Source organism: Burkholderia sp. PAMC 26561 (assembly GCF_001557535.2).
In the GTDB taxonomy this organism is placed as follows: Bacteria; Pseudomonadota; Gammaproteobacteria; order Burkholderiales; family Burkholderiaceae; genus Caballeronia.
In genome coordinates, this window is record NZ_CP014307.1 from 1435999 (window position 1) to 1458557 (window position 22559).

Sequence of the window (22559 nt, forward strand, 5' to 3'; positions counted from 1 at the left end):
TAGAGCTTTTGTGGATGCCTTTGATAGCCTGGATGCATGACTACAACGGGTATCTCTGGCCTTCAACGTCTAGAGTCTACGCGTGGTGCAAGCTGGTTCCATTCGCGACACTAGTATCTGGTATTGGTGTCTGGCTATATGAGCGCAGTCGTATTGGGTGGTAGTCGAAAAATGAACCGGGAAAGGCTGTATGTAACGATCCAGTCAGCCGCCGTGGTTGATGGAACCTTCGCAGCGCAGGATGCTAAGCGACGAGCGCGAGAGGCTTAGGCTTTGGTTCAAACTAATGAATACGAATAAAAACAACAGGGTATGATTTTTTATGGAGCTGAAACAGCCCGCATGCGGTATCTGGATACTGATCGGAGATTGCATCAATCGATACACGTTGGAACACGGGCGCAAGCCCTTTGCTTTGGTACTGCATCTGCACATTTCGATGAATTCTATGCCGGTCTCGATGCAGACAGCGAATCGCTCGATAGCGTAGTCATTCTGTGCAGCCCCCGTTCTGGGACGTCAGTCCTCTTAAACGAACTCGGCGACGCCGCCGAACTGTAGCCTTAGTCATCTGACTTAAACCTTTATGAAAATTCGAAAGAGGCTGGCGGTGCTACCGCTCGCAGCCCTGGTATCGCTCGCGTCGAACGCACAGCACGCGCCCACGTCCGCCGACGAAGCCGCTGCCGCCCGTGCCAACGCCGAACAGAACCAGCAGATTCAGCAGCAACGCGCCGCACAGCAGCGCGATGCAGTCGTTCAAGCGCCAGCGGTACGTTCCACCCTTCCGACGTCTCAAGGATTCTCGCTTCTGCCAAAGGAAGATCCGTGCTTTCGCATCGATACGTTCAGGCTCGATGTCCCCACAACACTGCCCGACACCATCCACAGCAAGGGAGCTTCGGCCCTGCCCTTGGACCCCTTCGCCTTCGCTCGCGAGTGGCTCGACCACTACAAGGGCGAATGCATTGGCAAGGCCGGTATCGACACACTGGCAAAGGCGCTGCAGCAGACGATCCTTTCGCGAGGCTACGTGACCACGCGGCTTCTGCTGCCCGAGCAGGACCTCTCGAAACGCACGCTCACACTCGCCCTCATCCCCGGCGTCGTGCGCCAGATCCGCTTCGCCGATCCCAACACGCGCGGCACCCTGAGATCCGCATTCCCCGCACGCGACGGCGACCTCCTGGACTTGCGCGACCTTGAACAAGGTCTGGAGCAGATGAAGCGCGTTGCATCGCAGGACGTGGACATGAAGATCGAGCCGACCGGCAATCCTGGCGAAAGCGACGTCGTCGTGACCGTCAAGCGTTCGAAGCCGTGGAGCTTCGTCGCATCCATCGATAATTCTGGCACGGACGCGACCGGCAAATGGCAAGGCAACGTGAGCCTCGGCATCGATAACCCGCTCGGCCTGAACGACGTCTTCACGGTAGGCGCAAATCAGGACCTCTCGTTCGGCAACAAGTCCCTTGGTTCGCACGGCTTTAATGGTTCGTACTCCGTTCCATGGGGTTATTGGATAGCGACGCTGTCCGGCAACGCCAACACCTATTATCAGCAGATCGCGGGCGTGAACCAGACGTTCGTATCGAGCGGTAATTCGCAAACGGCGACGCTCAGACTGGCGCGCGTGCTGAGTCGCAGTCAAGGCGACGTGTTCGGCGTGGAGTTTCAGTTATCAAAGCGCTTCGGTCAAAGTTTCATTGATGACACGGATATACCGCAGCAACGCCGCAACAACACGTTCATCGAAGCGGGGCTGACCGACCGTCACTACTTTGGCGCATCGCAGTTCGATGGAACCCTCGCGTATCGTCACGGTATCGGTGGCCTCGGCGCGACAGATGATCCGTTTCCCAGCGGTCCGACATACCGATTTCACATGGCCGTGCTCGATGGGAACCTGTCCGTGCCGTTCGCCGTCGCCAGACAAACTTTCCGCTACGTTACGACGTTGCACGCGCAGTTCACCAATGACGCGCTGTTCTACCTCGATGACTTGACCATCGGCAGTCGCTACACGGTGCGCGGTTTTGACGGTGAAACGATGCTGGCGGCAGAAAGGGGATTTTTCTGGCGCAACGAACTGCAATGGCCGGTGTTCAAGACAGGCCAAATGCTATATGCGGGAATCGACTACGGGCGCGTCTTCGGACCGAATACGGCATTTCTCGCAGGGACACAACTGGCGGGTGCGGTGATCGGCATTCGAGGTGGCCTGCCTGCACGCGTCGTCGGCCTCTCGTATGACCTGTTTGTCGGAACACCGCTCTACAAGCCCAGCGGATTCCCTACCTCGCGTGTGACGGTCGGCATGCAGGCCATCGCCCAATTCTAAGAAAATTCGATATGGTGAATCATCCATACAGACGCCGATACCTGCGCGTTAGGCTTGATCCGGTCACAACTAAGATGAGCGAACGCGTAGCAGATCTTCACGGTCTGGAGGGCGAACGAAAAGAAGACAGGCACTGTGGTGAAGCGACTAATCCCAATCACGAGCACCCCGTGAAGTACGAACTACGTGAAACAGCCAAGCCGGTCATCGTAAAACGCAAACGGCGCTGGTCGGTGTTAGAAACGCCCAATTCCAGTAATGAGGCAACGTGATACCAGTGATACTAGGGCGTGTGGACAATCATCGGGGAGAGGGCTGTTAACTTGTAAGGGAAGTTGTTTATATCCTGTCTTTTGCGGAAAACAGGATGGCAAGACTGATGCTCAGCGATGACCAACACGAGCGGATCGCCCCTTTGCTGCCAAGCAGGCCTACCGATCCTGGTCGGACCGCAGGAGCTAATCGGCTGTCTGTTGAGGCCGTGCCATGAATCGCACGCACTGGCAGCCCATGGAGTGATTTCCCGCCTGATTTCGGACCGTGGAATAGCGTGTACCAACGTTTTGCAAGATGGTCTCGGGCGCAAATATGGCATGCGGTACTCGCCAAGCTTGCAGGCACCGCTGACCTTGAAGAAGTCTTCATCGACAGTACGACAGTCCGGCTGCCGACAAAGCCTACGATTCGAACGCAATCCTGCAGCATCTAAAATCGGCAGGCATTCAAGCTGTTACCCCAGTCGCACGAATCGTCTTGAACACCGTCCTTTGGATGGACATTTGTATGCCTCTCGAAATCTGGTCGAACTGTTTTTTGTCGCATCAAACAATTCCGCCGCATGGCTACTCGCTACGACAAGCTCTCCGAACGCTTCTCATCATTCGTAGCGCTCTCCGCTGCTTTCATCTGGACCTGCTGATTCGCAACACGCCCTAGCCTGAACCCGCGATATGTCTCGAAATTTTGCCCTAGCCGCGCGCCGCGCTTCGCTGCACTATGTCGGTTCGACAAACAGAACGGCAGGGCAGCAGCATGACCACGATGCGAACCATAGGCATGATCGGCGGGATGAGTTGGGAATCGACCGCTGAATATTATCGGCTGATCAACCAGGATGTGCGCACCCGGCTCGGCGGACTGAACTCGGCGCAAGTGCTGCTCCATAGCGTGAATTTCGCGCCTATTGAAGGCCTTCAACGCGACGGACAATGGAAAATTGCAGGCATCCGGCTCAGCGAGGCCGCGCGCCATCTGGAAGCGGGCGGGGCGCATTGCATCGTGCTTTGCACGAACACCATGCATCTCGTCGCGCAGCAGGTTGCCGCTGCGGTGTCCGTGCCGTTTTTGCATATCGTGGACCCGACGGGTATTGAAGCGCAAAGGCGCGGCATTCGCAAAGTCGGGTTTATCGGCACGGCGTTTTCAATGCGCGAAAGTTTTTTCCGTGACCGGCTTGAAGAACGGCACGGCATTGCGACAATCGTCCCCGATACCGCAGAGCAGGCGACCGTTCACGACATCATTTATCGCGAGTTGTGTCTTGGGATCGTGACGGAAGAATCCCGCAAGCTTTATCGCGATGTCATTCACGGGCTGGCAGCACGCGGCGCCGAAGCAATCGTACTGGGATGTACGGAAATCATGCTGCTGGTAAAAGCCGAGGACAGCCCTGTCCCTCTGCTCGATACCACCACGCTCCACGCCCGCGCTGCCGTCAACTTCTCGCTCGCGTAATGCCTTAGTGCTCGCGCCTGTGCGTAAATACGCGCGGACGGACGGCCTCGATCACGGCCTCGGGCAGAACCTGATGTAAGGTACGCACGGTGAAGTCGAGGTCTTCCATGGCGACGTCGAATACAAGGCGGAGGTCGTCGTGATCGCGCGAAGCCTGGCTCACGTACACGCCGAGCGGCGAATGAAAGAGGCGGCGAATGCGCTCACGCGCCGCCTCATCCTGCTTGCTGCGCAGTACCGCCGACAAATGAACGCGCGAAACACAGGGCGCGGCAGTGCTTTCGCGTTCCGCCGAATTATTGTTGTTCGCCGGGCCAACGATTCTTTCGAGTACAAGGTTCATGACGCTGCAAGCTCCTCTGTTCGGGATGACTTGCAGCGTATCTTTTTGCGCGTAAACAACGCGTCAAGATTTCCGGCGTCGCCGTATAAATTGCTTAGTCGATGCCGTTGAAGACCGCATCGTCAGGACCGATATACGCGGGTGCTCGCCAAGCAGCATCGCGCATCGAGTGCTGGACCTGTCCTTCCACGCCGAGCAACACCGCGAAAATCGCCATGCGCACGGGGATGCCGTTATCCGTTTGACGGAAGATCGCAAGCCTCGGATCGTGGTTGAGGTCGACGCTGAGATCGTTGGCGCCGGGACGGCCGTCACGCGGCAGCGGGTGCATGATCAACGTGTCAGGCCCGCACACGCTTTCGACCAGGGCCTGATTGATCTGGAAATCAGGCGTGTAACCTTCGATGGATTCATCGGCGAAGCGCTCTTTCTGAATGCGCGTTGCATACACCACGTCCGCGCCTTTGAGACCTGCGTGCAGGTCGCTCGTCTGCTCGACCACATGATCGCCGCGCGTGATCTGATCGAGGATGGACGTGGGCATTTCGAGCGATGCCGGCGAGATCAACGTAAATTTCAGTCCGCGATACAGCGCCAGCAGCTTCGCGAGCGAATGCACGGTGCGGCCGTATTTGAGGTCGCCGACCATTGCGATATGCGAGCCGTCGACAATCTTCCCCACGCGTGAAAACTCGCGCTGGACCGTGTAGAGATCGAGCAGCGCCTGGCTCGGATGCTCGCCGGGGCCATCGCCTGCGTTGATCACGGGAACGTTGGTCGCGCGTGCGAATTCAGCCACCGATCCTTTCTCGGGATGGCGCACGACGAGCGCGTCCGCATAGCCGCTGATCACGCGGCTGGTGTCATAGATGGACTCGCCTTTTGCCATCGATGAAAAGGTGAAGCCCGTCGTGTCGCATACCGAACCGCCCAGCCGGCAGAACGCCGCGCCGAAACTCACACGTGTGCGGGTGCTGGCTTCGAAAAACAGGTTCGCGAGCACTGCGCCTTCCAGGACGCGCGTGATTTTTTGACGCCGCGCGATGGGTTGCATGGTGTCCGCGACCCGGAACAGCGCTTCGACGGAATCGCGCGAAAACTGATCGACGGAAAGCAGGTGCGGTCGTCCCTCGTGCAGAATGGAAGGTGACTGTACGCGTTGCGTATACTCATCGTCAGTGGGCGTTCGCTCCAGGATCTCCATGACGTAGCGGCTGGCGATCTCCGGCATGGCGCGCGATTCAGCGGATTCGTCCGGAAGCAGCCATGTATCCAGTGCCCGTCGCGCCACGCCAATCCGGTTTGCAAATGCATCGCGCGTCATGTTGAGCCGCCGCATGGCGTCCCGAAGCAGAGTTTGTTGTTGCAGATGCATGTCGGACGCTCCCGGGGGTTATATACGCGCTGCGTATATTAAATCACTCGCCGAAAAGGTGCAACACGACCTCGCGTCTATGTGAAACGCGGCGGTGTTCGAACAGGTAGATGCCCTGCCAGGTGCCGAGAACCATGCGGCCCGCGCTCACCGGTATGGAAAGCTGGACTTGGGTGAGCGCCGTTCTAAGATGCGCGGGCATGTCGTCGGGGCCTTCCGCGTCGTGTACATAACGGCCCGGCTCTTCCGGCGCAATGTCCGCGAAGAATTGTTCGAGGTCGGTGCGCACGTCGGGATCGGCGTTTTCCTGTATCAGCAGTGACGCCGATGTATGTCGGAGGAACACTGTCAGCAGCCCGGTCTGGATGCCTTGCTGGTCAATCCAGCTGCGAATGTCGCGGGTGATTTCGTGCAGACCGCGCGTGCGCGTGGTCACGCCCAGATGGTGGAGCGCCTGTTTCATGCGGATGTCTCCAGAGGAAAGTGCGCGACGCAGGAAAGTCGTCGCGCTTGCCTCCGGAGTTTACCGGCTCATGCAGAGTGGCACAGGCGAGGCCGCTCATTCGCTCAATGGCCGAAGTAGATCGGTTGCGTTGCTTGATCCGGCGCATGGTCAGCGCGTGCGCCCGATGCCGACATGCTGCCGGTGGACGATCCATACGACATTGCCGCCGCGCCTTGTTGCGACCAGACTTTCTGTTCGGCGGCCTGGATATCCTGCGGGTAATTGACGTTTTCGCCGCCGGGGCTGTAGCCGGCCTTTTCGAGCTGAACGAGTTCGGCCTTGACCTGTGCGCGCGTCACTGGAGCGTTGCTCTGGGCAAACGCGAGAGCCGGTGCAGCCAATGCCGATGAAAGAACCAATGCGGAGATAAGGAATTTGTTCATGATGACCTCAATAAATAATTAGTGATCCGATGTATTTGCCAGGTTGCTACGGATGTTGCGTGGTACTTCGTTGCGGGACTTTCAGTTTGCTTCGCTTGCGTTTGCCGGGGGCGTGCTTGCCACTGTGGTGTTCGATTGCTCTTGAGCAAGACGCGTCTTCTGTTGTTCTAGCTGGTGCGCGAAGATCGGATTGACATCGGGGTACGAGGTATCCGTCACGAAGTCGCGGCCGTCTTTCTGTGCCTGGATCAGTTCCTGATAGAGCTCGGCGCGGGTCTTGGTTTGCGCAAATGCATTGGCTGAAGCGATTGTCGCGATAGCTACGAGGGCGATGGCGAGGGCTTTCATGTTCTTCTCCAGTAGATGTGTTTCGTTGCGGTGTGTACTGGAGAGAACCCCGGAAGGGGCAGGGATATTCCCGACAAAGCGGATTATTTTTTGCCGGAAAAAAATTTGAATACGAGTGGAATAAGCTGCAATGGATGGTGTTTACGCGGTCAGGGACGCTTTTGTTTTCAGTTAGGCGGCTGTTTTGGCGCGAAACCTGAAACAATGTGCAGACGGAATAAAGCGCATGAAACGGTGTTCGCCTCCATACCGACAGCAACTCGAATCGATCATGTCCATAGTAAAACCACCTTCGGAACCCCGGCTCTCAGAGTCCGACGTCCAGGCTTACGCCGACGGCATGCTCGATCCGGTGCGCGCTGCCAGCGTTCAAAGCTATTTGAAAGACCGTCCCGATGAGGCGCAGCGGGTCGCTTTCTATGGGCGGATCAACCAGCAAATGCAGAGTGCCTTTCATGAACCCATGGACGAAGCGTCGCTGCCCAGATCCGCACCGTGGGTATCGAAGCGCCGTATCAGCGCGTATTTGATAGCCGCCTTCGCTGCGCTGGTGCTGGTGGCGGGCGGACTGTTCGCATTCGACATCTCCGATTCTGCGCTCGATAATGCATCGATCATGGCGCTCGAACAGGCGGTCGCGGTGCAGGACATGGCGACCGGCGCGAGCGGTTATGTAAGCTCGGCGAAGGCTTTGGCGGATGCGCCGAACCTGTACGTCGTAGGCTTTCACCCGACTGCGAGACGCGAAATGCCGGTGGGCCCGTTGGCATCGGCAACCGAATATGTGTATCGGAACGCGATGGGCGAGGCCGCTGTCATGCTGATCGCGCCCGGCATCATGGCAAAACCGCAACCGCAGTGGAAAGCAAATCGGGTAGGCGAGACGCGTTTGCTGGCTTGGACTGCGGGCGGCAGGCGCTACGTGTTGGCGGGTCGTGCAAACACGCGCGGGCTGATGCGCGCTGCGGATCTGATGACGGGCAATTGAACTCAACGCATAAAAAAGCCGGATGACGGGAATAACCCGCGACCCGTGGTGTTAGCCCATTATTCGCAGCGGCGTTTCAGGTCCAGCGTCCGCATAAGCTTACAAAATGAGGAAGGCCCATGGGCGTCCGTGACGAGTTAATGGAACATGTGCCGCGATTACGCCGATATGCGCGGGCGCTGATCAACAACCGCGATCTCGCCGACGATCTGGTACAGGACACGCTTGAACGCGCGCTCCGCCATACGGAGAAGTTCCAGACCGGCACGGACATGCGCGCGTGGCTTTTCACGATCATGCATAACGTGTTCGCGAATCAGGCCCGTCGCGCCGGGGTAAAAGCGGTGCATGTCTCAGTCGATGACGAGAACATAAACGAGCGTGAATTCGCGGTCGCCGGTACGCAGACGCAGTCGCTTGAAATGCGCGATCTGGACTTCGCTTTGCAGCGCTTGCCGCTCGATCAGCGTCAGGTCGTGCTGCTCGTGGGACTGGAAGAAATGAGCTACGCGGATGTTGCGCAAGCGCTGGAAATCCCGATCGGGACCGTCATGTCGCGTTTATCGCGCGGGCGTGAGAGATTGCGCGCGCTGATGGCAGGCGCCCAACCCGGCGCAAAATTACAGGTGGTGCGATGAGCGAACAACAAACACCGATTACCGAAGACGAAATCCACGCATATGTGGACGGGTCGCTGGCGGAGCACCGTCGCGAGGAAATCGATCGGCTGCTGGAACACGACGAAGCGCTCGCCACCAAGATCAGCGATTACTTCTCGCTGAACAGCATGTTCCATGACCGCTATGACCGCGTGTTGAGCGAGCCCGTGCCGCAACGGCTGTTGCCGCCCGAACGCAAACGCTGGCGCGATGCCGCCAACTGGCCGCAATTCGCCGGCATGGCGGCGGCGCTTGTCATAGGCGTGGGCATTGGCGTGGGCGGCATGATGGGCAACGTCGGAGGCCGTGCGCTGATGCCCGGCAGCGGTGGTGGCGTTCACGTGGAGCGCGCGAGCTTTACGCCGGGTGAGCAGTTCGCGCGTCAATCCGCCGTTGCGCACGTGATGTATGCACCCGAAGTGATGCGGCCGGTCGAAGTCGGGGCGGATCGCGAGCAGGAACTGGTGACGTGGGTATCGAAGCGGCTTGGTACGGATGTGCGTCCGCCGATCCTGACGCGCGTCGGCTTCGAACTGATGGGCGGCCGTCTTTTGCCCGGTGACGATGGTCCGGTCGCGCAGTTCATGTACCACGACGCAAAGGGCGAACGCATCACGCTGTGCATCTCGCACAGGAAGATCAGTTCGGATACGACTGCGTTCAAGCTTTACCAGGACGGCTCGGTGAACGTGTTCTACTGGATCGATGGCGACTTCGGTTATGCGGTATCAGGCGCGATCGACCGGAAGGTATTGCTCGAGCTTTCGCACGACGTCTATTCTCAACTGACCCAGATGGGCGATGTAAAGCCGCAGACCTCCACGCAATAAAACGCTTCCGAAGGTGCCGGCGCATTGCGCCGGCACCTCGTGCTGATTATCGCCAAGCGATGGCCCGACGACCGCCCAAACATCGATGCAGGCACGCTGGTGATCGAGCGCGAGACACCGCAATCCGACGGCTATTGCCGCGACATCAACTACGATCCGACCATCCTTCCCGCCGGTCCCAGGCCGTCCGACGATCCGCTATTGGCCGCGCGCTCGTCGGCTTATGCCGTCTCTTATAATCGCCGCACGCGTGAGGAAGCGCATGGCCCGGCATTCGCTCAAGCATCGACACGGAACATTCAATGCGCGTCGCAGATAAACATTTCAGTCCCGCCGCCCGGTTCTTCCACTGGCTGATGGCGCCGCTTGTCATAGCGATGTTGTATATCGGCGTGGGGATGGTCGCCACGTTGTCGTCGTGGCATGAGACGCTGCTGGCAGTCCACCAGCCGCTTGGCATCGCGATTCTCGTGCTCGTGCTCCTGCGGTTCATCGTTCGATTGACGCATCGCACACCGCCTTTACCCAATGACATGCCGCGTTGGCAGCAGCACATCGCCCATCTTTCGCACTGGGTCTTTTATGCATTGCTGTTCGCAATGCCGCTGGTCGGCTGGTCGATGCTGTCAGCCGGAGGGTTTCCGATTCATCTGGCCGGAGCGCTTTATCTGCCGCCGATCGCGCCGCAAGGCGTGCGCCTCTACACGTTCTTGCGTTCCGCGCACACGGTCCTCGCGCTGTTGTTGTTCGCGACCTTCCTCGCGCATCTGGGCGCTGCGATGTTCCACGGATTGATCAAACGCGATGGCGTGTTTTCGAGCATGGCGAGAGGCCGCCGCGGCCTCTAACGTAATGATCACGCCGCCTGTTCCACCGGCGTCACCTCCAGCTCGAGCTTCTGCGTGCCGCGCAGCACAGTGACATTCACCACGCGGTCGATCCGCGTTGCGTCCAGCGTCCGCTGCAAGCTGTCGACGCTGTCCACAGGCAGCGTGTCGATAGCAACGATCCTGTCGCCGGTGCGCAATCCGCCTGTTGCAGCAGGACTTGCTTTCACAACTTCCATCACGTGCACGCCGCTCGCCGACGGCAACTCAAAATAGCGTTGCACGCGCCGAGAGATGGGCGACGTCGTACCCGCCACGCCGATATACGCGCGCCGCACGCGTCCATGCGCGAAGAGCTGCATGATGACCCACTTGGCGGTATCGATTGCCGTGGCGAACGAGATTGCCTGCGCGCCCGCAATGATCGCCGTATTCACGCCGATCACCTGACCGGCCGAGTTGATCAGCGGGCCGCCCGAATTGCCGGGATTCAGCGCTGCATCGGTCTGGATCACGTCGTAGATCATGCGTCCGGAGTTGGATCGCAAGGAACGTCCGAGCGCCGAGACAACGCCGGTCGTCACCGTCTGCGCGAGGCCGAGCGGGTTGCCCACGGCAATCGCGATTTGCCCGACGCGGAGCTTGCCCGATTCGCCGAGTTCCACGTGCGGCAATGCTTCGGCAGAACCGATGCGCAGCACGGCGAGGTCGCTGTCGGGATCGTCGCCGACGAGGTCGGCATCGAACGTTCCGCCGTCGGCGAGCGTGACGCGAATCTGCGTGGCGCCATGCACGACATGGCTATTCGTCAGCAGATAACCGTCGGGCGTGAAAATAAAGCCTGAACCCGTTCCACCCTGTGAGCCGCGCGGATTGCGTGCGTTGGCGCTCCCGGGCATGCGCCGTTCGACCGAGATGAATGCCACTGCTTGCTGCACGCGCTCCAGCGCGCCGATGACCGTGCGCGAATAGGCGTCGAGCAGCGCTTCGTCGCCAAGGGGAGTCGAGAGGGCGGCGGCCTCGGCGGCGCCGCGCGAAAGATCATCGATAAATTGGGGACGGCTTCCCATGATCGTGCTCCGGATAAATGGACCTTCAGATGCGGGGTAACGCCGCTGATTTCAAGCGGCGCCAAAGCGGGTGAGCTTGACCCGTCCCATCAGCACTTTCAATGCAATCGATATCAGCAATGATCGTTTAGTCGTGCGCGGGTGCGTTGCTAACATGGTTGGCTGGCTTCTCTCCCTTGCTCCGCTTCCATTTCCATGAAAATCCTTCATCGCCTTGTCGCCTGTTTTGCGATGGCGTTACTGGCTTCCACTGCCATCAACGCGGTTGCGCAAACGCCGTCGGGAACGCCGGTAAAACTGCGGATCGGCTACCAGAAATCCTCCACGCTGATCGCAATCCTCAAGGCGCGCGGGACCCTCGAAAAGGCGGTCGCGCCGCTGAATGTGCGCATAGAGTGGAGCGAGTTTGCAAGCGGGTTGCCGCTGACGGAAGCGCTTAATGCAGACGCTGTCGACTTCAGCGCCGACGTCGCCGACACGGTTCCGGTCTTCGCGCAAGCTGCAAATGCCAACTTCGTCTATGTCGCGCAGGAAACGCCGTCGCCCTCGGCGCAGGCAGTGATCGTTCATCGCGATGCACCCATTCATTCGCTCGCCGACCTGAAAGGCAAACGCATCGCCGTCACCAAGGCAGCCGGCGTTCACTATCTGCTGCTGTCCGCGCTCGCACGGGCGAAGCTGACCCCTGCCGACGTCAAGATCAGTTACCTCGCGCCCGCCGATGCACGTGCCGCTTTCGAGCGCAACGACGTGGACGCATGGTTTGCATGGGACCCGTATGTGGCTTCGGTGGAACTCGATGCGGGCGCACGCATTTTGATGCGTGGCGATGGCCTCGCGTCTTATCAGCGCTATTACCTGGCATCGGCGCCATTCGCGCAGAAGTATCCGCAGATCGTCGATATCGTCTTCAAGCAACTGGTCGAGGCCGGTGTCTGGACGAAGGCGCATCCGCAAGACGCAGCGAAGATCCTCGCGCCGGTGTGGGGACTCGATCAGGCGACGGTCGAACGCGCCAACTCGCGTCGTACCTATGCGGTCCGCGCAGTGGTCGCGAAGAACTTCGGCGAGCAGCAAGCTATATCCGACAGCTTCTATCAGGCGAAGCTCTTGCCGAAACCCGTCGATACCACGAGCGCACTCGTCTGGGACTTTGCATCGCGCAAGGCCGTTGCAGCGAATACCGCGACTTCGGCCAATACGGTCGCCGCCGGGGATACCGCCAAGCAGCCTTAGCGCATCACTGATCGTCAATGCGAGTTTCCAGAAACCGAAACCGCCCGCATCTGCCGGCGGTTTCGCTTCAAGTGAACGTGCCATTCAGTTCGCTTCCGTCGCCAGGCAACCCATCGCTACGGCATCACTTGAGACGCATAAGCAGAATTGGCGAGAACCTTAGCTCAAATAAATCGTTCATGGGAAAAGTGTGCGTCGATAAGATGATTTATCGGAACGGGCGCTGAAGCTCGACTCAACTCGCAAGGCAGGAGCACGACAATGAATGTTTTCTGGTTCATTCCGACACACGGCGACAGCCGTTATCTCGGTACGACGCAAGGCGCTCGCGCCGCGGACTATGACTACTTCCGCCAGATCGCGGTAGCCGCCGACACGCTCGGCTACGAAGGCGTCCTGCTGCCCACGGGCCGCTCGTGCGAAGACGCATGGGTCGTGGCGTCGAGCCTGATTCCCGCGACCAAGCGCCTCAAATTTCTGGTGGCGATCCGCCCGGGCCTGAGTTCGCCGGGGTTGTCAGCTCGCATGGCGTCGACGTTCGATCGCTTGTCGCATGGACGGTTGCTGATCAACGTGGTGACGGGCGGTGATCCGGTCGAGTTGGCAGGCGACGGTGTGTTCAACGACCACGACACGCGCTATGAAGTCACGGACGAATTCCTGAGCATCTGGCGTGGTTTGCTCGAGTCGTCGCATGAAGGCGGTTCAATCGATTACGAAGGCAAGCATTTGTCGTCGAAGGGCGGCAAGGTGCTTTATCCGCCGGTGCAGAAAGCGCACCCGCCGCTGTGGTTCGGCGGCTCGTCGCCTGCCGCGCACGAGATTGCGGCCGATCATATCGACACGTACCTGACGTGGGGCGAACCGCCGGCCGAAGTCGAAAAGAAGATCAACGATATTCGCCGCCGCGCAGCCGACAAAGGCCGCAAGATCAAGTTCGGAATTCGCCTGCATGTGATCGTGCGCGAGACGGAACAAGAAGCGTGGGCGGACGCGGACAAGCTCATCAGCAAGCTCGACGATGAAACCATCCAGCGCGCACAGGCATCGTTTGCAAAGATGGATTCCGAAGGCCAGCGTCGCATGGCTGCGTTGCATGGCGGCCAGCGCGACAAGCTCGAAGTCTATCCGCACTTGTGGGCCGGCGTCGGACTCGTGCGCGGTGGCGCGGGCACGGCGCTCGTCGGCAATCCGGAGCAGGTTGCGGGCCTGATGAAAGAATACGCGGCGCTGGGTATCGATACGTTCATCTTGTCCGGCTATCCGCATCTGGAGGAGTCGTATCGCTTTGCAGAACTCGTGTTCCCGCTGTTGCCGCGCGAGCAGAAAGAGCCCGCGTCGGGCCCGTTGTCGGGACCCTTTGGCGAAATCGTGGGCACGTCGTATTTGCCGCGTGCATCGCAGAGCTGAAACGGGGAATCACAATGAACGGATCATTTCTTCGACGCGCAGGCATGCAGGCAGCGCCCTGGCTCGTGCCTATCCTGATCCTGGTTGCATGGGAGCTTGCAGCGCGAACCGGCGGCTTGTCGTCGCGTGTCTTGCCCGAGCCGCTGGCAGTCGTCAAGGCCGCGTGGGAGCTGATCCAGTCGGGCGACATGTGGGCGAACGTGAAGGTCAGCGCATGGCGTGCATTGACCGGTTTTGCGATCGGCGGCGGTATCGGTTTCGTGCTCGGGCTGGGGACAGGTCTCTTCAAACCGGCTGAGGTTGCGCTCGACTCGACCGTGCAGATGATCCGCAACATCCCCGCGCTTGCAATGATCCCGCTGGTGATCCTGTGGTTCGGCATTGGCGAGGAAGCCAAGCTGTTTCTGGTTGCGCTCGGCGTGTTCTTTCCGGTCTACACGAATACGTATCACGGTATTCGTTCCGTCGATGCCGACCTGATCGAAATGGCGCGCAGCTACGGGCTTACAGGTTTCGCGTTGTATCGCGACGTGATATTACCGGGGGCGTTGCCGTCCATTCTCGTCGGCGTGCGTTTTGCGTTCGGCCTCATGTGGGTGATGCTGATCGTGGCGGAAACCATCTCGGCGCAATCGGGTATCGGCTATATGACGATGAACGCCCGCGAGTTCCTGCAGACGGACGTGGTGGTGGTCGGCATCCTGCTCTACGCGCTGCTCGGAAAGCTTGCCGACATGCTCGCCAAATCCATCGAGCGCGCCACGCTGCGCTGGCATCCTGCGTATCAGAAGGGAGCAAAATCGTGACATCAGTTCTTTCATCGCTTTCATCGGATAGCGTTGCGTTTGCCAACGACGAACCGCGCGTCATCACGCGTGAACGCACACCGCCGTCGCCTTCGCCGCGTTCGAATCCTGCGGACATGGCCGTCGCGCTTCAGGGCGTCGACAAACATTTCGGCGCGCGCAAAGTTCTCTCCAATTTTGATTTTGCTATCGAGCGTGGCAGCTTTGTATCGATAGTCGGACGCAGCGGCTGCGGCAAGTCCACGCTGCTGCGCCTTATCGCCGGGCTCGAGAAAGCGACCGGCGGCGTGGTGAGCCGTAACGCGGCAGAGGGTGCGAGCGAATTGCAGACCCGCATCATGTTCCAGGACGCGCGCCTGCTGCCGTGGAAAAGCGTGCTGCAAAACGTGATGCTCGGCTTGCCGAAATCGTCGCGTGAGGACGCACGCGCGACGCTGGCCGAAGTCGGTTTGAGCGCGCGTGAAGGCGACTGGCCTGCGCAACTTTCGGGCGGTCAGCGCCAGCGTGTGGCGCTTGCTCGCGCGCTCGTGCATCGGCCGGACCTACTGTTGCTGGATGAACCGCTTGGAGCGCTGGACGCCTTGACGCGCATTGAGATGCACGCGTTGATCGAGCGTCTGTGGCGCGAGCATGGCTTTACTGCGTTGCTGGTTACGCACGATGTGCAGGAGGCTGTGGCATTGGGCGAGCGCATCGTGCTTATCGAAGAGGGCAAGATTTCCTTCGATGCCGCCATCTCGCTCGCGCGTCCTCGTTCGCGCACGGCAGAGGGTTTCGCGGAGCTGGAAGAGCAGGTTCTGTCGCGTGTGCTGAAGCACGGCGCGCAGGTCAGCTAGACACCGTACTCATCACCCTTTGCCGATGTCGACCGGCCCCGGCATGACTCACTCAAACAGGGAGCATCACATGGGCATCACAGCAATCAACGTACGCAACCAGTTCAAAGGTCACATCAAGGAGATCATCCGCGGGTCGGTGGTATCCGAGGTGGATGTAGAGACGCCACACGGCATCGTGACGTCGGTGATCACGACTCGTTCAGTCGATGAACTCGAATTGAAGGTCGGCAGTGAAGTCATCGCATTCGTGAAGTCTACCGAAGTATCGATTGCTCGGCTCTAAAGGATCCAAATGCAAAAGGGGCGAACCAAGGTTCGCCCCTTTTTATTCAGCGCCAGCTTTGACTAGAACGCCGGAATGATCGAGCCTTTGAACTGCGTATCGATATAGTTCTTCACATCCGGCGACTCATACGCCGACACCAGCTTCTTGACCCAGGGCGCATTGCGATCCTTCTCGCGCACCGCGATCAGGTTGGCATACGGGCCCTTCAGATCTTCAATGGCGATCGCATCCTTGGTCGGCGACAAGCCGGCCTTCACGGCGTAGTCCGTGTTGATGGACGCAGCGGTGAGGTCATCCAGCGAGCGCGGCAACTGCGCCGAATCGAGTTCGACCAGTTTGATTCCCTTCGGATTTTCAACCACGTCGAGCGGCGTTGCGTTCACGCCGTCCTTGCCCACGCCTGCCTTCAACTTGATCACGCCATTCTTTTGCAGCAGCAACAGTGCGCGATTGCCATTGGACGGGTCGTTCTGAATGCCGACCTTCGCGCCTTGCGGCAAGTCCTTCAGTGACTTGATCTTCTTCGAGTAGAAACCCATGGGCGCCACGTACGTCAGGCCCACGTTGACGATCTTGTAGCCGCGCTGCTTGACCTGGCTGTCGAGAAACGGCTGGTGCTGAAAGCCGTTTGCGTCCAGGTCGCCCGCATCGAGTGCTGCATTGGGTTGAATGTAATCGTTGAATTCGATCACCTTGATCTTGAGGCCTTCGCGAGCCGCGACCTTCGATACTTCGGTCCAGATCTGCGCGTCGGGGCCGCTCATGGTGCCGATGCGCAGCGGCGCATCTTCAGCGTGGGCGGTGCCGAATACGGCGCCAAGCGCGGCGAACGCGACGCTTGCAATGATAGTTCTACGATGCATATTGAAACTCTTTCTGGTTAGCAGGGCCGCATCGTCTCACGACCTGCGCGGTGTTGGAAAGAATCTGTTTTCATGTGGTTATGCAAATTCGAAAGGATGCTTCAGAACCTGCTTCACGCCCGCGGCAGGCGCCGGTTATCGATCCACATGCGCGCCCAGCGCGCCGCGTAGGCCACGGCAAGATCGGATTCGAAGAAGTAGTCGAGTGCGTCGAATACATAGGCGCGTTTTTGCAGCGATGCTTCGTCCTGAATGACGAGGTTGGCGGCGAACAATCCGCTGGGCAGCGGCTGTGCGGCGGGAGCGACTTCATAACCCTTGTAATGCATGTCTGTTTGATCTCCGGTACTCGATGCAATGGAACGCATGTGCCCAGATTAGCCAGCGGCGCCTGCCAACGGAACCAAGCAATTGGCAGAAGCAAAGCCGTTCCCGAGGGGGATAGGAAAGAAGCAAATGTGGCGTAGGTCTTGCGCGGGTTTGCGGTCGAGGCTACCGAATGATCGGCAGATATGGAAATGAATAAAAGATGGTATCCGCGCGATTAAGTTTCGCCTACCTTATAAAAGCGGTGGCCCGTTTGCCCCGCGCCGGCCAGCGTTCAAGGAGAACTGCGATGTCCGAACAGAAAGCCCTTTTCAGGAGCTGGGGCAGCCACGTGCTGCGCAAGTGGCATGCACGGCGATTGGCTGCTGCAAGTCAGGCCAGGGAAACCGCGCGTGAGCCGTATCACCTTGAACGCATTGCGTCATGTGCATGCAGCGGCTATTTCCATATGGGGTATGTGGTGGATTCTTTCGTATTCACCCCGGAGTTGCCGTTCAAGGACTGACGCAAACGGTGTGCAACTTCAATAATGATCAGACATTCATGTGCCCTGAGTGGAACGGGTTTTGTTGAAGTCAGATGACATCGAGGCAGTTGCTGCGGTCGTGCGCTGCCGGTCGCACATGCTTTTTCGACTGCTCGACACAACTCAGCCAGCGGTCACACGCCGCATCCGGAGTCTTGAGAAAGTGCTCGGCGTTGAATTGCTACAGGCAAACCAAAAAATCAACGCGCAGTATCGAGTTCCGCAATAGCCTCCCGCGCATTGAACGCCAGCGCGAACTGCGCAGCTTGCCGGCCGACGGTTGCGAGCTGCTCGGCGACCTTTGGATCGGAGCAGGTATCGATGGTTTCGAACCGCGTTTCCAGCGAATTGACGGCGGCGCCATACGGCGTCGGCCAGCCGCGCAGCGCATGCACGATTGAACGCAGCGACGTCAGCACTGCGCCGCCGCCTTGCCATCCATAAGCCGTCACCACGCAGCCGACCGCCCGGCCGTCGAGATAGGGGCGTCTGTCGTCGCGCAGTTCTTCCAGCGTGTCCAGCGCGTTCTTGACGAGTCCCGAGACGCCGCCGTGGTATCCGGGCGTCCCGATGATCACCGCGTCCGCTTCGCGCACGGCTTCGATCAGTTCGATCTGCGCTTCGGTGCGTTCCTTGTGTTCGGGCGCGTAGTGAGGGAGGCTGTGCAGGAACGTGCCGCCGAAGAGGCGCGTGCGCGCGCCCTCGGCTTCGGCGCCGTTCAAGGCAACGCGAAGGGCGCGTTCGGTCGATGAAGCCGCGCGGGTCGTGCCGCCAATGCCAACCACGAGCGGGCGGCGAAATTCGAAGCTCTTCAACGAAATACTCCCAGTAGTGCGGCGGGACTGCGCCTGTGCATACGAACGCAGCAGATTATTAAAACATTTTAACGACCGATTTTCCCTGATGGAACCGAGCTTTGCTTGAATCGATATCCGTTTTACGTATTTCGGCGCACATTTCTCGCCCGGAAAGCCGCGCCGCAAGGCGCTCATATGCTTAAGTAATTAGCCCTTCGCAATTGATTATTAAGGCGGCGGCGCAGGTTACGTTAAACTTTCGCCTCTCCAGAACCAGGGATGAACGGCGGCCGGCTTGCCCGAGCGATGTTGCTCAACGGGGAGTTCGTCGCTTTTTTTCGTTTACATGATCGAAATTCGCAATCTGTCGCAGCGTTTCGCGGGGCCACGAGGCTGGATCGAAGCGTTGCATAACGTCAATCTGACGATACCGCCGGGCGAAGTGTTCGGCATCATCGGGCGCAGCGGCGCCGGTAAAAGTACGCTGGTACGCACCATCAACCTGCTGACACGGCCTAGCGAAGGCAGCGTGATCGTGGACGGCCACGACCTCACCACGCTCTCTGCCGCGCAGTTGCGCACGGCTCGCCGCGACATCGGCATGATTTTCCAGCATTTCAACTTGCTGTCGTCGCGGACCGTGTTCGACAACGTCGCGTTGCCACTCGAACTCGCCGGCATGAAGCGCGGCGAGATCGAGGCGACCGTGCTGCCGTTGCTGGATCTGGTCGGCCTGACCACACAGAAGGACCGCTATCCGTCGCAGATCAGCGGCGGCCAGAAGCAGCGCGTGGGTATCGCCCGGGCGCTGGCGAGCAAGCCCAAGGTGCTGCTCTCGGATGAAGCCACTTCCGCGCTCGACCCTGAAACAACCCGCTCGATTCTCGATCTGCTGCGCAAGATCAACAAGGAACTTGGTCTCACCATCGTCCTGATCACGCACCAGATGGATGTGATCAAGCAGGTCTGCGATCGCGTCGCCGTGCTCGATGCCGGCCGTGTGGTCGAAGAAGGCAACGTGGTCGAAGTCTTCATGCAGCCGCATCACGAAGTCACGCGTGCATTGATCGGCGATGTCATCGCGCACGAATTGCCGCCCGCGTTGAAAGCGCGTGTAACCGAGCGCCTGAAGACCGGCGGTCATTTGCTGCGCCTGGCGTTCACGGGGTCCGGCGTGGATCAGCCGATCCTCTCCGAGACCATCCGCCGCTTCGAGCTGGATTTCAACATCCTGCACGGGCAGATTGATGAGATCCAGGGCCAGGCGTTCGGTTCGCTGGCCGTGCTCGCGGGCGGCCAGCCGGTGAACGTCGCCGAGGCGATAGCGTACTTGCGTGAACAGGGTGTGGTGGTGGAGGAGATGTCTCATGTTGAGTGAAATGTTCGATATGTTCGTTCAGTCGTTCTGGGAGACGCTCGTGATGGTGGGCATTTCCGGACTGGTCGGCGCAGCGCTGGGCTTGCCGCTCGGCGTGCTGCTTTACCTTACTGACCGCGACGGCGTGCTGCGCAATCTCGGCGTGAATCGCGTCATGGGCGGCGTTGTGAATGCAGTGCGTTCGACACCGTTTATCATCCTGCTTGTTGCCGTGATTCCGTTCACCCGGCTGGTGGTGGGGTCGTCCATTGGCACCATGGCGGCCGTTGTGCCGCTGACCATCGCGGCTGCACCGTTCGTTGCGCGCCTTGTCGAAACCGCGCTGCGCGAAGTCGATCGCGGCCTGATTGAAGCAGCACAGGCAATGGGCGCCACGACAAGCCAGATCGTGTTCAAGGTGTTGTTGCCGGAATCGTTGCCGGGCGTGGTCGCGGGTTTGACCATCACGTTCGTGTCACTGGTCGGCTATTCGGCGATGGCCGGCGCGATTGGTGGCGGCGGTCTCGGCGACCTCGGGATTCGTTATGGTTATCAGCGCTTCCTGCCGGAAGTGATGCTGACCGTGGTCGTGATCCTGATCGTGTTCGTGCAACTGGTGCAGTCATTTGGCGACTGGCTTGTGCGTCGTCTCAGTCATAAATAAATTTTTATAGAAAGCTCAGGGGTTAGTCATGCAACGTCGATTCATTTTCAAGCTGGCCGCCGTGATCGGCGCAGCGGCACTATTCACCAACGTCGCCCAGGCCGACGAAACCATCAAGGTCGGTGTAACCGGCGGCCCGCATGCGCAGGTCATGGAAGTGGTCAAGCAAGTCGCCGCGAAGAACGGCTTGAACATCAAGATCGTGGAGTTCGCGGACTACGTGCAGCCGAACGCGGCGCTGGCTTCGGGCGATCTCGATGCCAACAGCTATCAGCACGCGCCGTATCTCGACGCGCAAGTGAAGGACCGCGGTTACAAGATCATCAAGATCGCCGATACCGTCACGTTCCCGATGGGCATCTATTCGAAGAAGTACAAGTCGCTGGCGGCGTTGCCTGCAGGCGCGCGCATCGCGGTGCCGAACGATCCGACCAACGGCGGCCGCGCGTTGTTGCTGCTGCAGAAAAACGGCCTGCTGAAATTGCGCGCCGATGCAGGTCTGAAAGCAACGCCGCTCGATATTGTCGAGAATCCCAGGAAGCTGAAGATCGTCGAACTCGATGCCGCGCAGATCCCGCGTTCGCTCGCCGACGTGGACGCGGCCGCGATCAACACGAACTTCGCGATGGAAGCCGGTTTGAAGCCGAAGCAGGACGCGATTGCGATTGAAGATCCGAACGGCCCCTATTCGAACATCATCGCCATTCGCGCCGCCGACAAGGACAAGCCTTGGGTTGCGAAGCTGGTTGCCGCGTATCACTCGGCGGCAGTCAAGCAGTTTATCGAAGGGAAGTATGCCGGTGCGGTGATCGCTGCCTGGTAACTGGACATTCCGTCGTGGAAAAAAGCGCGCTCTCTCCCGAAAGGGTCAGGGCGCGTTGTACTTCTGGGTCGCTCCAAGGGTAAACGCCGAGATTTTTCGAGGCCGTCAGAAAGCAGGCAGAAGGCTTGGACTTCTTATACTGGCCGCACATTAGAACAAGATACCGGCTTGGTACTGAAGAAGGAGACGCTTCGCATGATGTTGTTTCGCCGCCTGTTCACGTCAGCTTGCATGGCTGCGCTGCTGTGCGCCGCGACGTCCGCGCACGCGGAAAAGCTGACGCTGATGGCGGGCGGCACCTCCAAGATCGTCTATCTGCCGCTGGTTCTTGCCTCGCAACTCGGCTACTTCAAGGACGAAGGCCTCGATTTCGAAATCATCTCGCAACCGGCCGGCGTCGATACCGCGACGGAACTGCTGGCGGGCGCGATCCAGGGCGCGGTGGGTTTTTACGATCACACCATCGACCTGCAGAGCCGCGGCAAGGAAGTCGAAGCGCTGGTCGTGTTCAACAAGAGCGCGGGACTGGTCGAGCTGGTATCGAAGAGATCAGCTTCGGGATTTCGCAGCATGGCCGATGCAAAAGGCGCGACGCTCGGCGTGACCGGACTTGGATCGTCCACTTATTTCCTGACACGTTTTCTCGCGGCGCGCGCCGGGTTGTCACCGAAGGATTATTCCGTATTGCCAGTTGGATCGGACGACAGTTTTATCGCGGCGATGGAGCAGGGACGCATCGATGCGGGCATGGTCGAAGAGCCCAGCGCCAGTCGCTTGCTGGCAAGCGGACGCGCAACCGTGCTGGTGGATATGCGCAGCGTCGAAGGCACCATGTCCGCGCTCGGCGGCGCCTACGCAGGGTCGTGCTTCTACGCTCAGCGCTCGTGGGTCAACACGCATCGCGATCAGGGGCAAAAGCTCGTGCGTGCGCTGGTGCGCTCGCTTGCTTTCATAGCGTCGCATAGCGCAGAAGACATCACGGCCCGGTTACCGCCGGATTTCTACGGACAGGACAAAGCGCTTTATATCAGCGCGCTCAAGACCGCGATTCCAACCTTTACGCGAGACGGACGCATGCCCGACGAGTCGCCCGCTGCAGTGCTCAACGTTCTCACGCGCGTCAATTCAACGCTCGATCCGCGCCATATCGACTTGTCGAGGACGTACACCAATGAGTTGGTGGATCGTGTGAAGCTCAGCGCGAAGTAATTCCCGGAGACGA

The 22559-nt window shown here is 59.4% G+C and carries 28 protein-coding genes and 1 pseudogene; 20 read left to right on the top strand and 9 right to left on the bottom strand.

The window, feature by feature from the left end:
• The first annotated feature begins 586 nt into the window (after window positions 1-586).
• The 4 genes from AXG89_RS22155 to AXG89_RS22165 all read left to right on the top strand — a co-directional run bounded on the left by AXG89_RS22155 (window position 587) and on the right by AXG89_RS22165 (window position 4075).
• The gene (locus AXG89_RS22155) at window positions 587-2341 is read left to right on the top strand and encodes a ShlB/FhaC/HecB family hemolysin secretion/activation protein (protein WP_062172423.1); all 1755 of its coding nucleotides are present in this window, start codon (window positions 587-589) and stop codon (window positions 2339-2341) included.
• A 74-nt stretch (window positions 2342-2415) separates the two neighbouring features.
• Window positions 2416-2613: a hypothetical protein gene (locus AXG89_RS42270; protein WP_143325618.1), complete on the top strand. Its 198-nt coding sequence runs from the start codon at window positions 2416-2418 to the stop codon at window positions 2611-2613.
• A 218-nt stretch (window positions 2614-2831) separates the two neighbouring features.
• The gene (locus AXG89_RS43105) at window positions 2832-3050 is read left to right on the top strand and encodes a transposase (RefSeq protein WP_236873484.1); all 219 of its coding nucleotides are present in this window, start codon (window positions 2832-2834) and stop codon (window positions 3048-3050) included.
• 332 nt (window positions 3051-3382) lie between these two features.
• Window positions 3383-4075, top strand: a complete 693-nt coding sequence (locus tag AXG89_RS22165; RefSeq protein WP_062172649.1) for an aspartate/glutamate racemase family protein — start codon at window positions 3383-3385, stop codon at window positions 4073-4075.
• Window positions 4076-4079: 4 nt separating this feature from the next.
• Here AXG89_RS22165 and AXG89_RS22170 read toward each other — a convergent pair whose 3' ends face one another.
• The 5 genes from AXG89_RS22170 to AXG89_RS22190 all read right to left on the bottom strand — a co-directional run bounded on the left by AXG89_RS22170 (window position 4080) and on the right by AXG89_RS22190 (window position 7029).
• Window positions 4080-4418: a hypothetical protein gene (locus AXG89_RS22170; protein WP_062172424.1), complete on the bottom strand. Its 339-nt coding sequence runs from the start codon at window positions 4416-4418 to the stop codon at window positions 4080-4082.
• Window positions 4419-4512: 94 nt separating this feature from the next.
• Complete coding sequence (locus AXG89_RS22175; protein WP_062002708.1) at window positions 4513-5793, bottom strand: aspartate carbamoyltransferase; 1281 nt, start codon at window positions 5791-5793, stop codon at window positions 4513-4515.
• A gap of 43 nt (window positions 5794-5836) precedes the next feature.
• Entirely contained in the window at window positions 5837-6256 is a 420-nt protein-coding gene (locus AXG89_RS22180) for a secondary thiamine-phosphate synthase enzyme YjbQ (protein WP_062002709.1), read from the bottom strand.
• Window positions 6257-6360: 104 nt separating this feature from the next.
• Entirely contained in the window at window positions 6361-6681 is a 321-nt protein-coding gene (locus AXG89_RS22185) for a DUF4148 domain-containing protein (protein WP_062172425.1), read from the bottom strand.
• Between the two features lie 81 nt (window positions 6682-6762).
• Window positions 6763-7029 (bottom strand): DUF4148 domain-containing protein, encoded by a 267-nt coding sequence (locus AXG89_RS22190; protein WP_062172426.1) that lies wholly within the window; start codon window positions 7027-7029, stop codon window positions 6763-6765.
• A gap of 271 nt (window positions 7030-7300) precedes the next feature.
• Here AXG89_RS22190 and AXG89_RS22195 point away from each other — a divergent pair, with 271 nt between their 5' ends.
• The 5 genes and pseudogenes from AXG89_RS22195 (at window position 7301) to AXG89_RS22215 (ending at window position 10354) form a co-directional block, all read left to right on the top strand.
• Entirely contained in the window at window positions 7301-8017 is a 717-nt protein-coding gene (locus AXG89_RS22195; protein ID WP_069638421.1) for an anti-sigma factor family protein, read from the top strand.
• 119 nt (window positions 8018-8136) lie between these two features.
• A complete protein-coding gene (locus AXG89_RS22200; protein ID WP_062002713.1) occupies window positions 8137-8655 on the top strand; it encodes an RNA polymerase sigma factor in 519 nt (172 codons plus the stop codon).
• On the top strand, window positions 8652-9506 hold the full coding sequence (locus AXG89_RS22205; RefSeq protein WP_062172428.1) for an anti-sigma factor family protein: 855 nt from the start codon (window positions 8652-8654) through the stop codon (window positions 9504-9506). The genes AXG89_RS22200 and AXG89_RS22205 overlap by 4 nt, the downstream gene beginning before the upstream one ends.
• Before the next feature lie 12 nt (window positions 9507-9518).
• A pseudogene (locus tag AXG89_RS22210) lies at window positions 9519-9863 on the top strand (hypothetical protein); the annotation flags it as partial.
• A complete protein-coding gene (locus tag AXG89_RS22215; RefSeq protein ID WP_062172429.1) occupies window positions 9809-10354 on the top strand; it encodes a cytochrome b in 546 nt (181 codons plus the stop codon). The pseudogene AXG89_RS22210 and the gene AXG89_RS22215, both read left to right, overlap by 55 nt.
• 8 nt (window positions 10355-10362) lie before the next feature.
• Here the strand turns inward: AXG89_RS22215 and AXG89_RS22220 are convergent, their stop codons facing one another.
• On the bottom strand, window positions 10363-11403 hold the full coding sequence (locus AXG89_RS22220) for a S1C family serine protease (protein ID WP_062172430.1): 1041 nt from the start codon (window positions 11401-11403) through the stop codon (window positions 10363-10365).
• Window positions 11404-11598: 195 nt separating this feature from the next.
• On the opposite strand from AXG89_RS22220, the gene AXG89_RS22225 reads away from it, so the two are divergent.
• The 5 genes from AXG89_RS22225 to AXG89_RS22245 all read left to right on the top strand — a co-directional run bounded on the left by AXG89_RS22225 (window position 11599) and on the right by AXG89_RS22245 (window position 15977).
• Window positions 11599-12639, top strand: a complete 1041-nt coding sequence (locus AXG89_RS22225) for an aliphatic sulfonate ABC transporter substrate-binding protein (RefSeq protein WP_062172431.1) — start codon at window positions 11599-11601, stop codon at window positions 12637-12639.
• A gap of 261 nt (window positions 12640-12900) precedes the next feature.
• Complete coding sequence (gene ssuD, locus AXG89_RS22230) at window positions 12901-14049, top strand: FMNH2-dependent alkanesulfonate monooxygenase (RefSeq protein ID WP_062002718.1); 1149 nt, start codon at window positions 12901-12903, stop codon at window positions 14047-14049.
• Window positions 14050-14063: 14 nt separating this feature from the next.
• Complete coding sequence (ssuC, locus tag AXG89_RS22235) at window positions 14064-14855, top strand: aliphatic sulfonate ABC transporter permease SsuC (protein ID WP_062172432.1); 792 nt, start codon at window positions 14064-14066, stop codon at window positions 14853-14855.
• Window positions 14852-15691 carry an ATP-binding cassette domain-containing protein gene (locus AXG89_RS22240; protein WP_372237076.1) on the top strand — a complete coding sequence of 280 codons (840 nt, stop codon included), beginning with the start codon at window positions 14852-14854 and terminating at the stop codon, window positions 15689-15691. Before ssuC ends, AXG89_RS22240 begins: the two co-directional genes overlap by 4 nt.
• 70 nt (window positions 15692-15761) lie before the next feature.
• On the top strand, window positions 15762-15977 hold the full coding sequence (locus AXG89_RS22245; protein ID WP_056365821.1) for a TOBE domain-containing protein: 216 nt from the start codon (window positions 15762-15764) through the stop codon (window positions 15975-15977).
• A 62-nt stretch (window positions 15978-16039) separates the two neighbouring features.
• On the opposite strand, the gene AXG89_RS22250 is transcribed toward AXG89_RS22245, so the two are convergent.
• Entirely contained in the window at window positions 16040-16843 is an 804-nt protein-coding gene (locus AXG89_RS22250; RefSeq protein ID WP_062172433.1) for a MetQ/NlpA family ABC transporter substrate-binding protein, read from the bottom strand.
• Window positions 16844-16956: 113 nt separating this feature from the next.
• Window positions 16957-17172: a hypothetical protein gene (locus AXG89_RS22255; protein ID WP_062002721.1), complete on the bottom strand. Its 216-nt coding sequence runs from the start codon at window positions 17170-17172 to the stop codon at window positions 16957-16959.
• Between the two features lie 287 nt (window positions 17173-17459).
• On the opposite strand from AXG89_RS22255, the gene AXG89_RS22260 reads away from it, so the two are divergent.
• Complete coding sequence (locus tag AXG89_RS22260; RefSeq protein ID WP_062172434.1) at window positions 17460-17675, top strand: hypothetical protein; 216 nt, start codon at window positions 17460-17462, stop codon at window positions 17673-17675.
• 118 nt (window positions 17676-17793) lie between these two features.
• Window positions 17794-17925 (top strand): helix-turn-helix domain-containing protein, encoded by a 132-nt coding sequence (locus AXG89_RS22265; protein ID WP_236873486.1) that lies wholly within the window; start codon window positions 17794-17796, stop codon window positions 17923-17925.
• Here the strand turns inward: AXG89_RS22265 and AXG89_RS22270 are convergent.
• Window positions 17897-18511 (bottom strand): NADPH-dependent FMN reductase, encoded by a 615-nt coding sequence (locus AXG89_RS22270; protein WP_062172651.1) that lies wholly within the window; start codon window positions 18509-18511, stop codon window positions 17897-17899. The two genes, AXG89_RS22265 and AXG89_RS22270, sit on opposite strands and share 29 nt — an antisense overlap.
• Before the next feature lie 328 nt (window positions 18512-18839).
• Between AXG89_RS22270 and AXG89_RS22275 the strand changes: the two genes are divergently transcribed.
• The 4 genes from AXG89_RS22275 (at window position 18840) to AXG89_RS22290 (ending at window position 22546) form a co-directional block, all read left to right on the top strand.
• A complete protein-coding gene (locus tag AXG89_RS22275) occupies window positions 18840-19871 on the top strand; it encodes a methionine ABC transporter ATP-binding protein (RefSeq protein WP_062172435.1) in 1032 nt (343 codons plus the stop codon).
• Window positions 19861-20514: a methionine ABC transporter permease gene (locus AXG89_RS22280; protein ID WP_062002724.1), complete on the top strand. Its 654-nt coding sequence runs from the start codon at window positions 19861-19863 to the stop codon at window positions 20512-20514. The genes AXG89_RS22275 and AXG89_RS22280 overlap by 11 nt, the downstream gene beginning before the upstream one ends.
• Before the next feature lie 28 nt (window positions 20515-20542).
• Window positions 20543-21337 (top strand): MetQ/NlpA family ABC transporter substrate-binding protein, encoded by a 795-nt coding sequence (locus AXG89_RS22285; RefSeq protein WP_062002725.1) that lies wholly within the window; start codon window positions 20543-20545, stop codon window positions 21335-21337.
• 195 nt (window positions 21338-21532) lie between these two features.
• A complete protein-coding gene (locus AXG89_RS22290; protein ID WP_062172436.1) occupies window positions 21533-22546 on the top strand; it encodes an ABC transporter substrate-binding protein in 1014 nt (337 codons plus the stop codon).
• Window positions 22547-22559 lie beyond the last annotated feature (13 nt).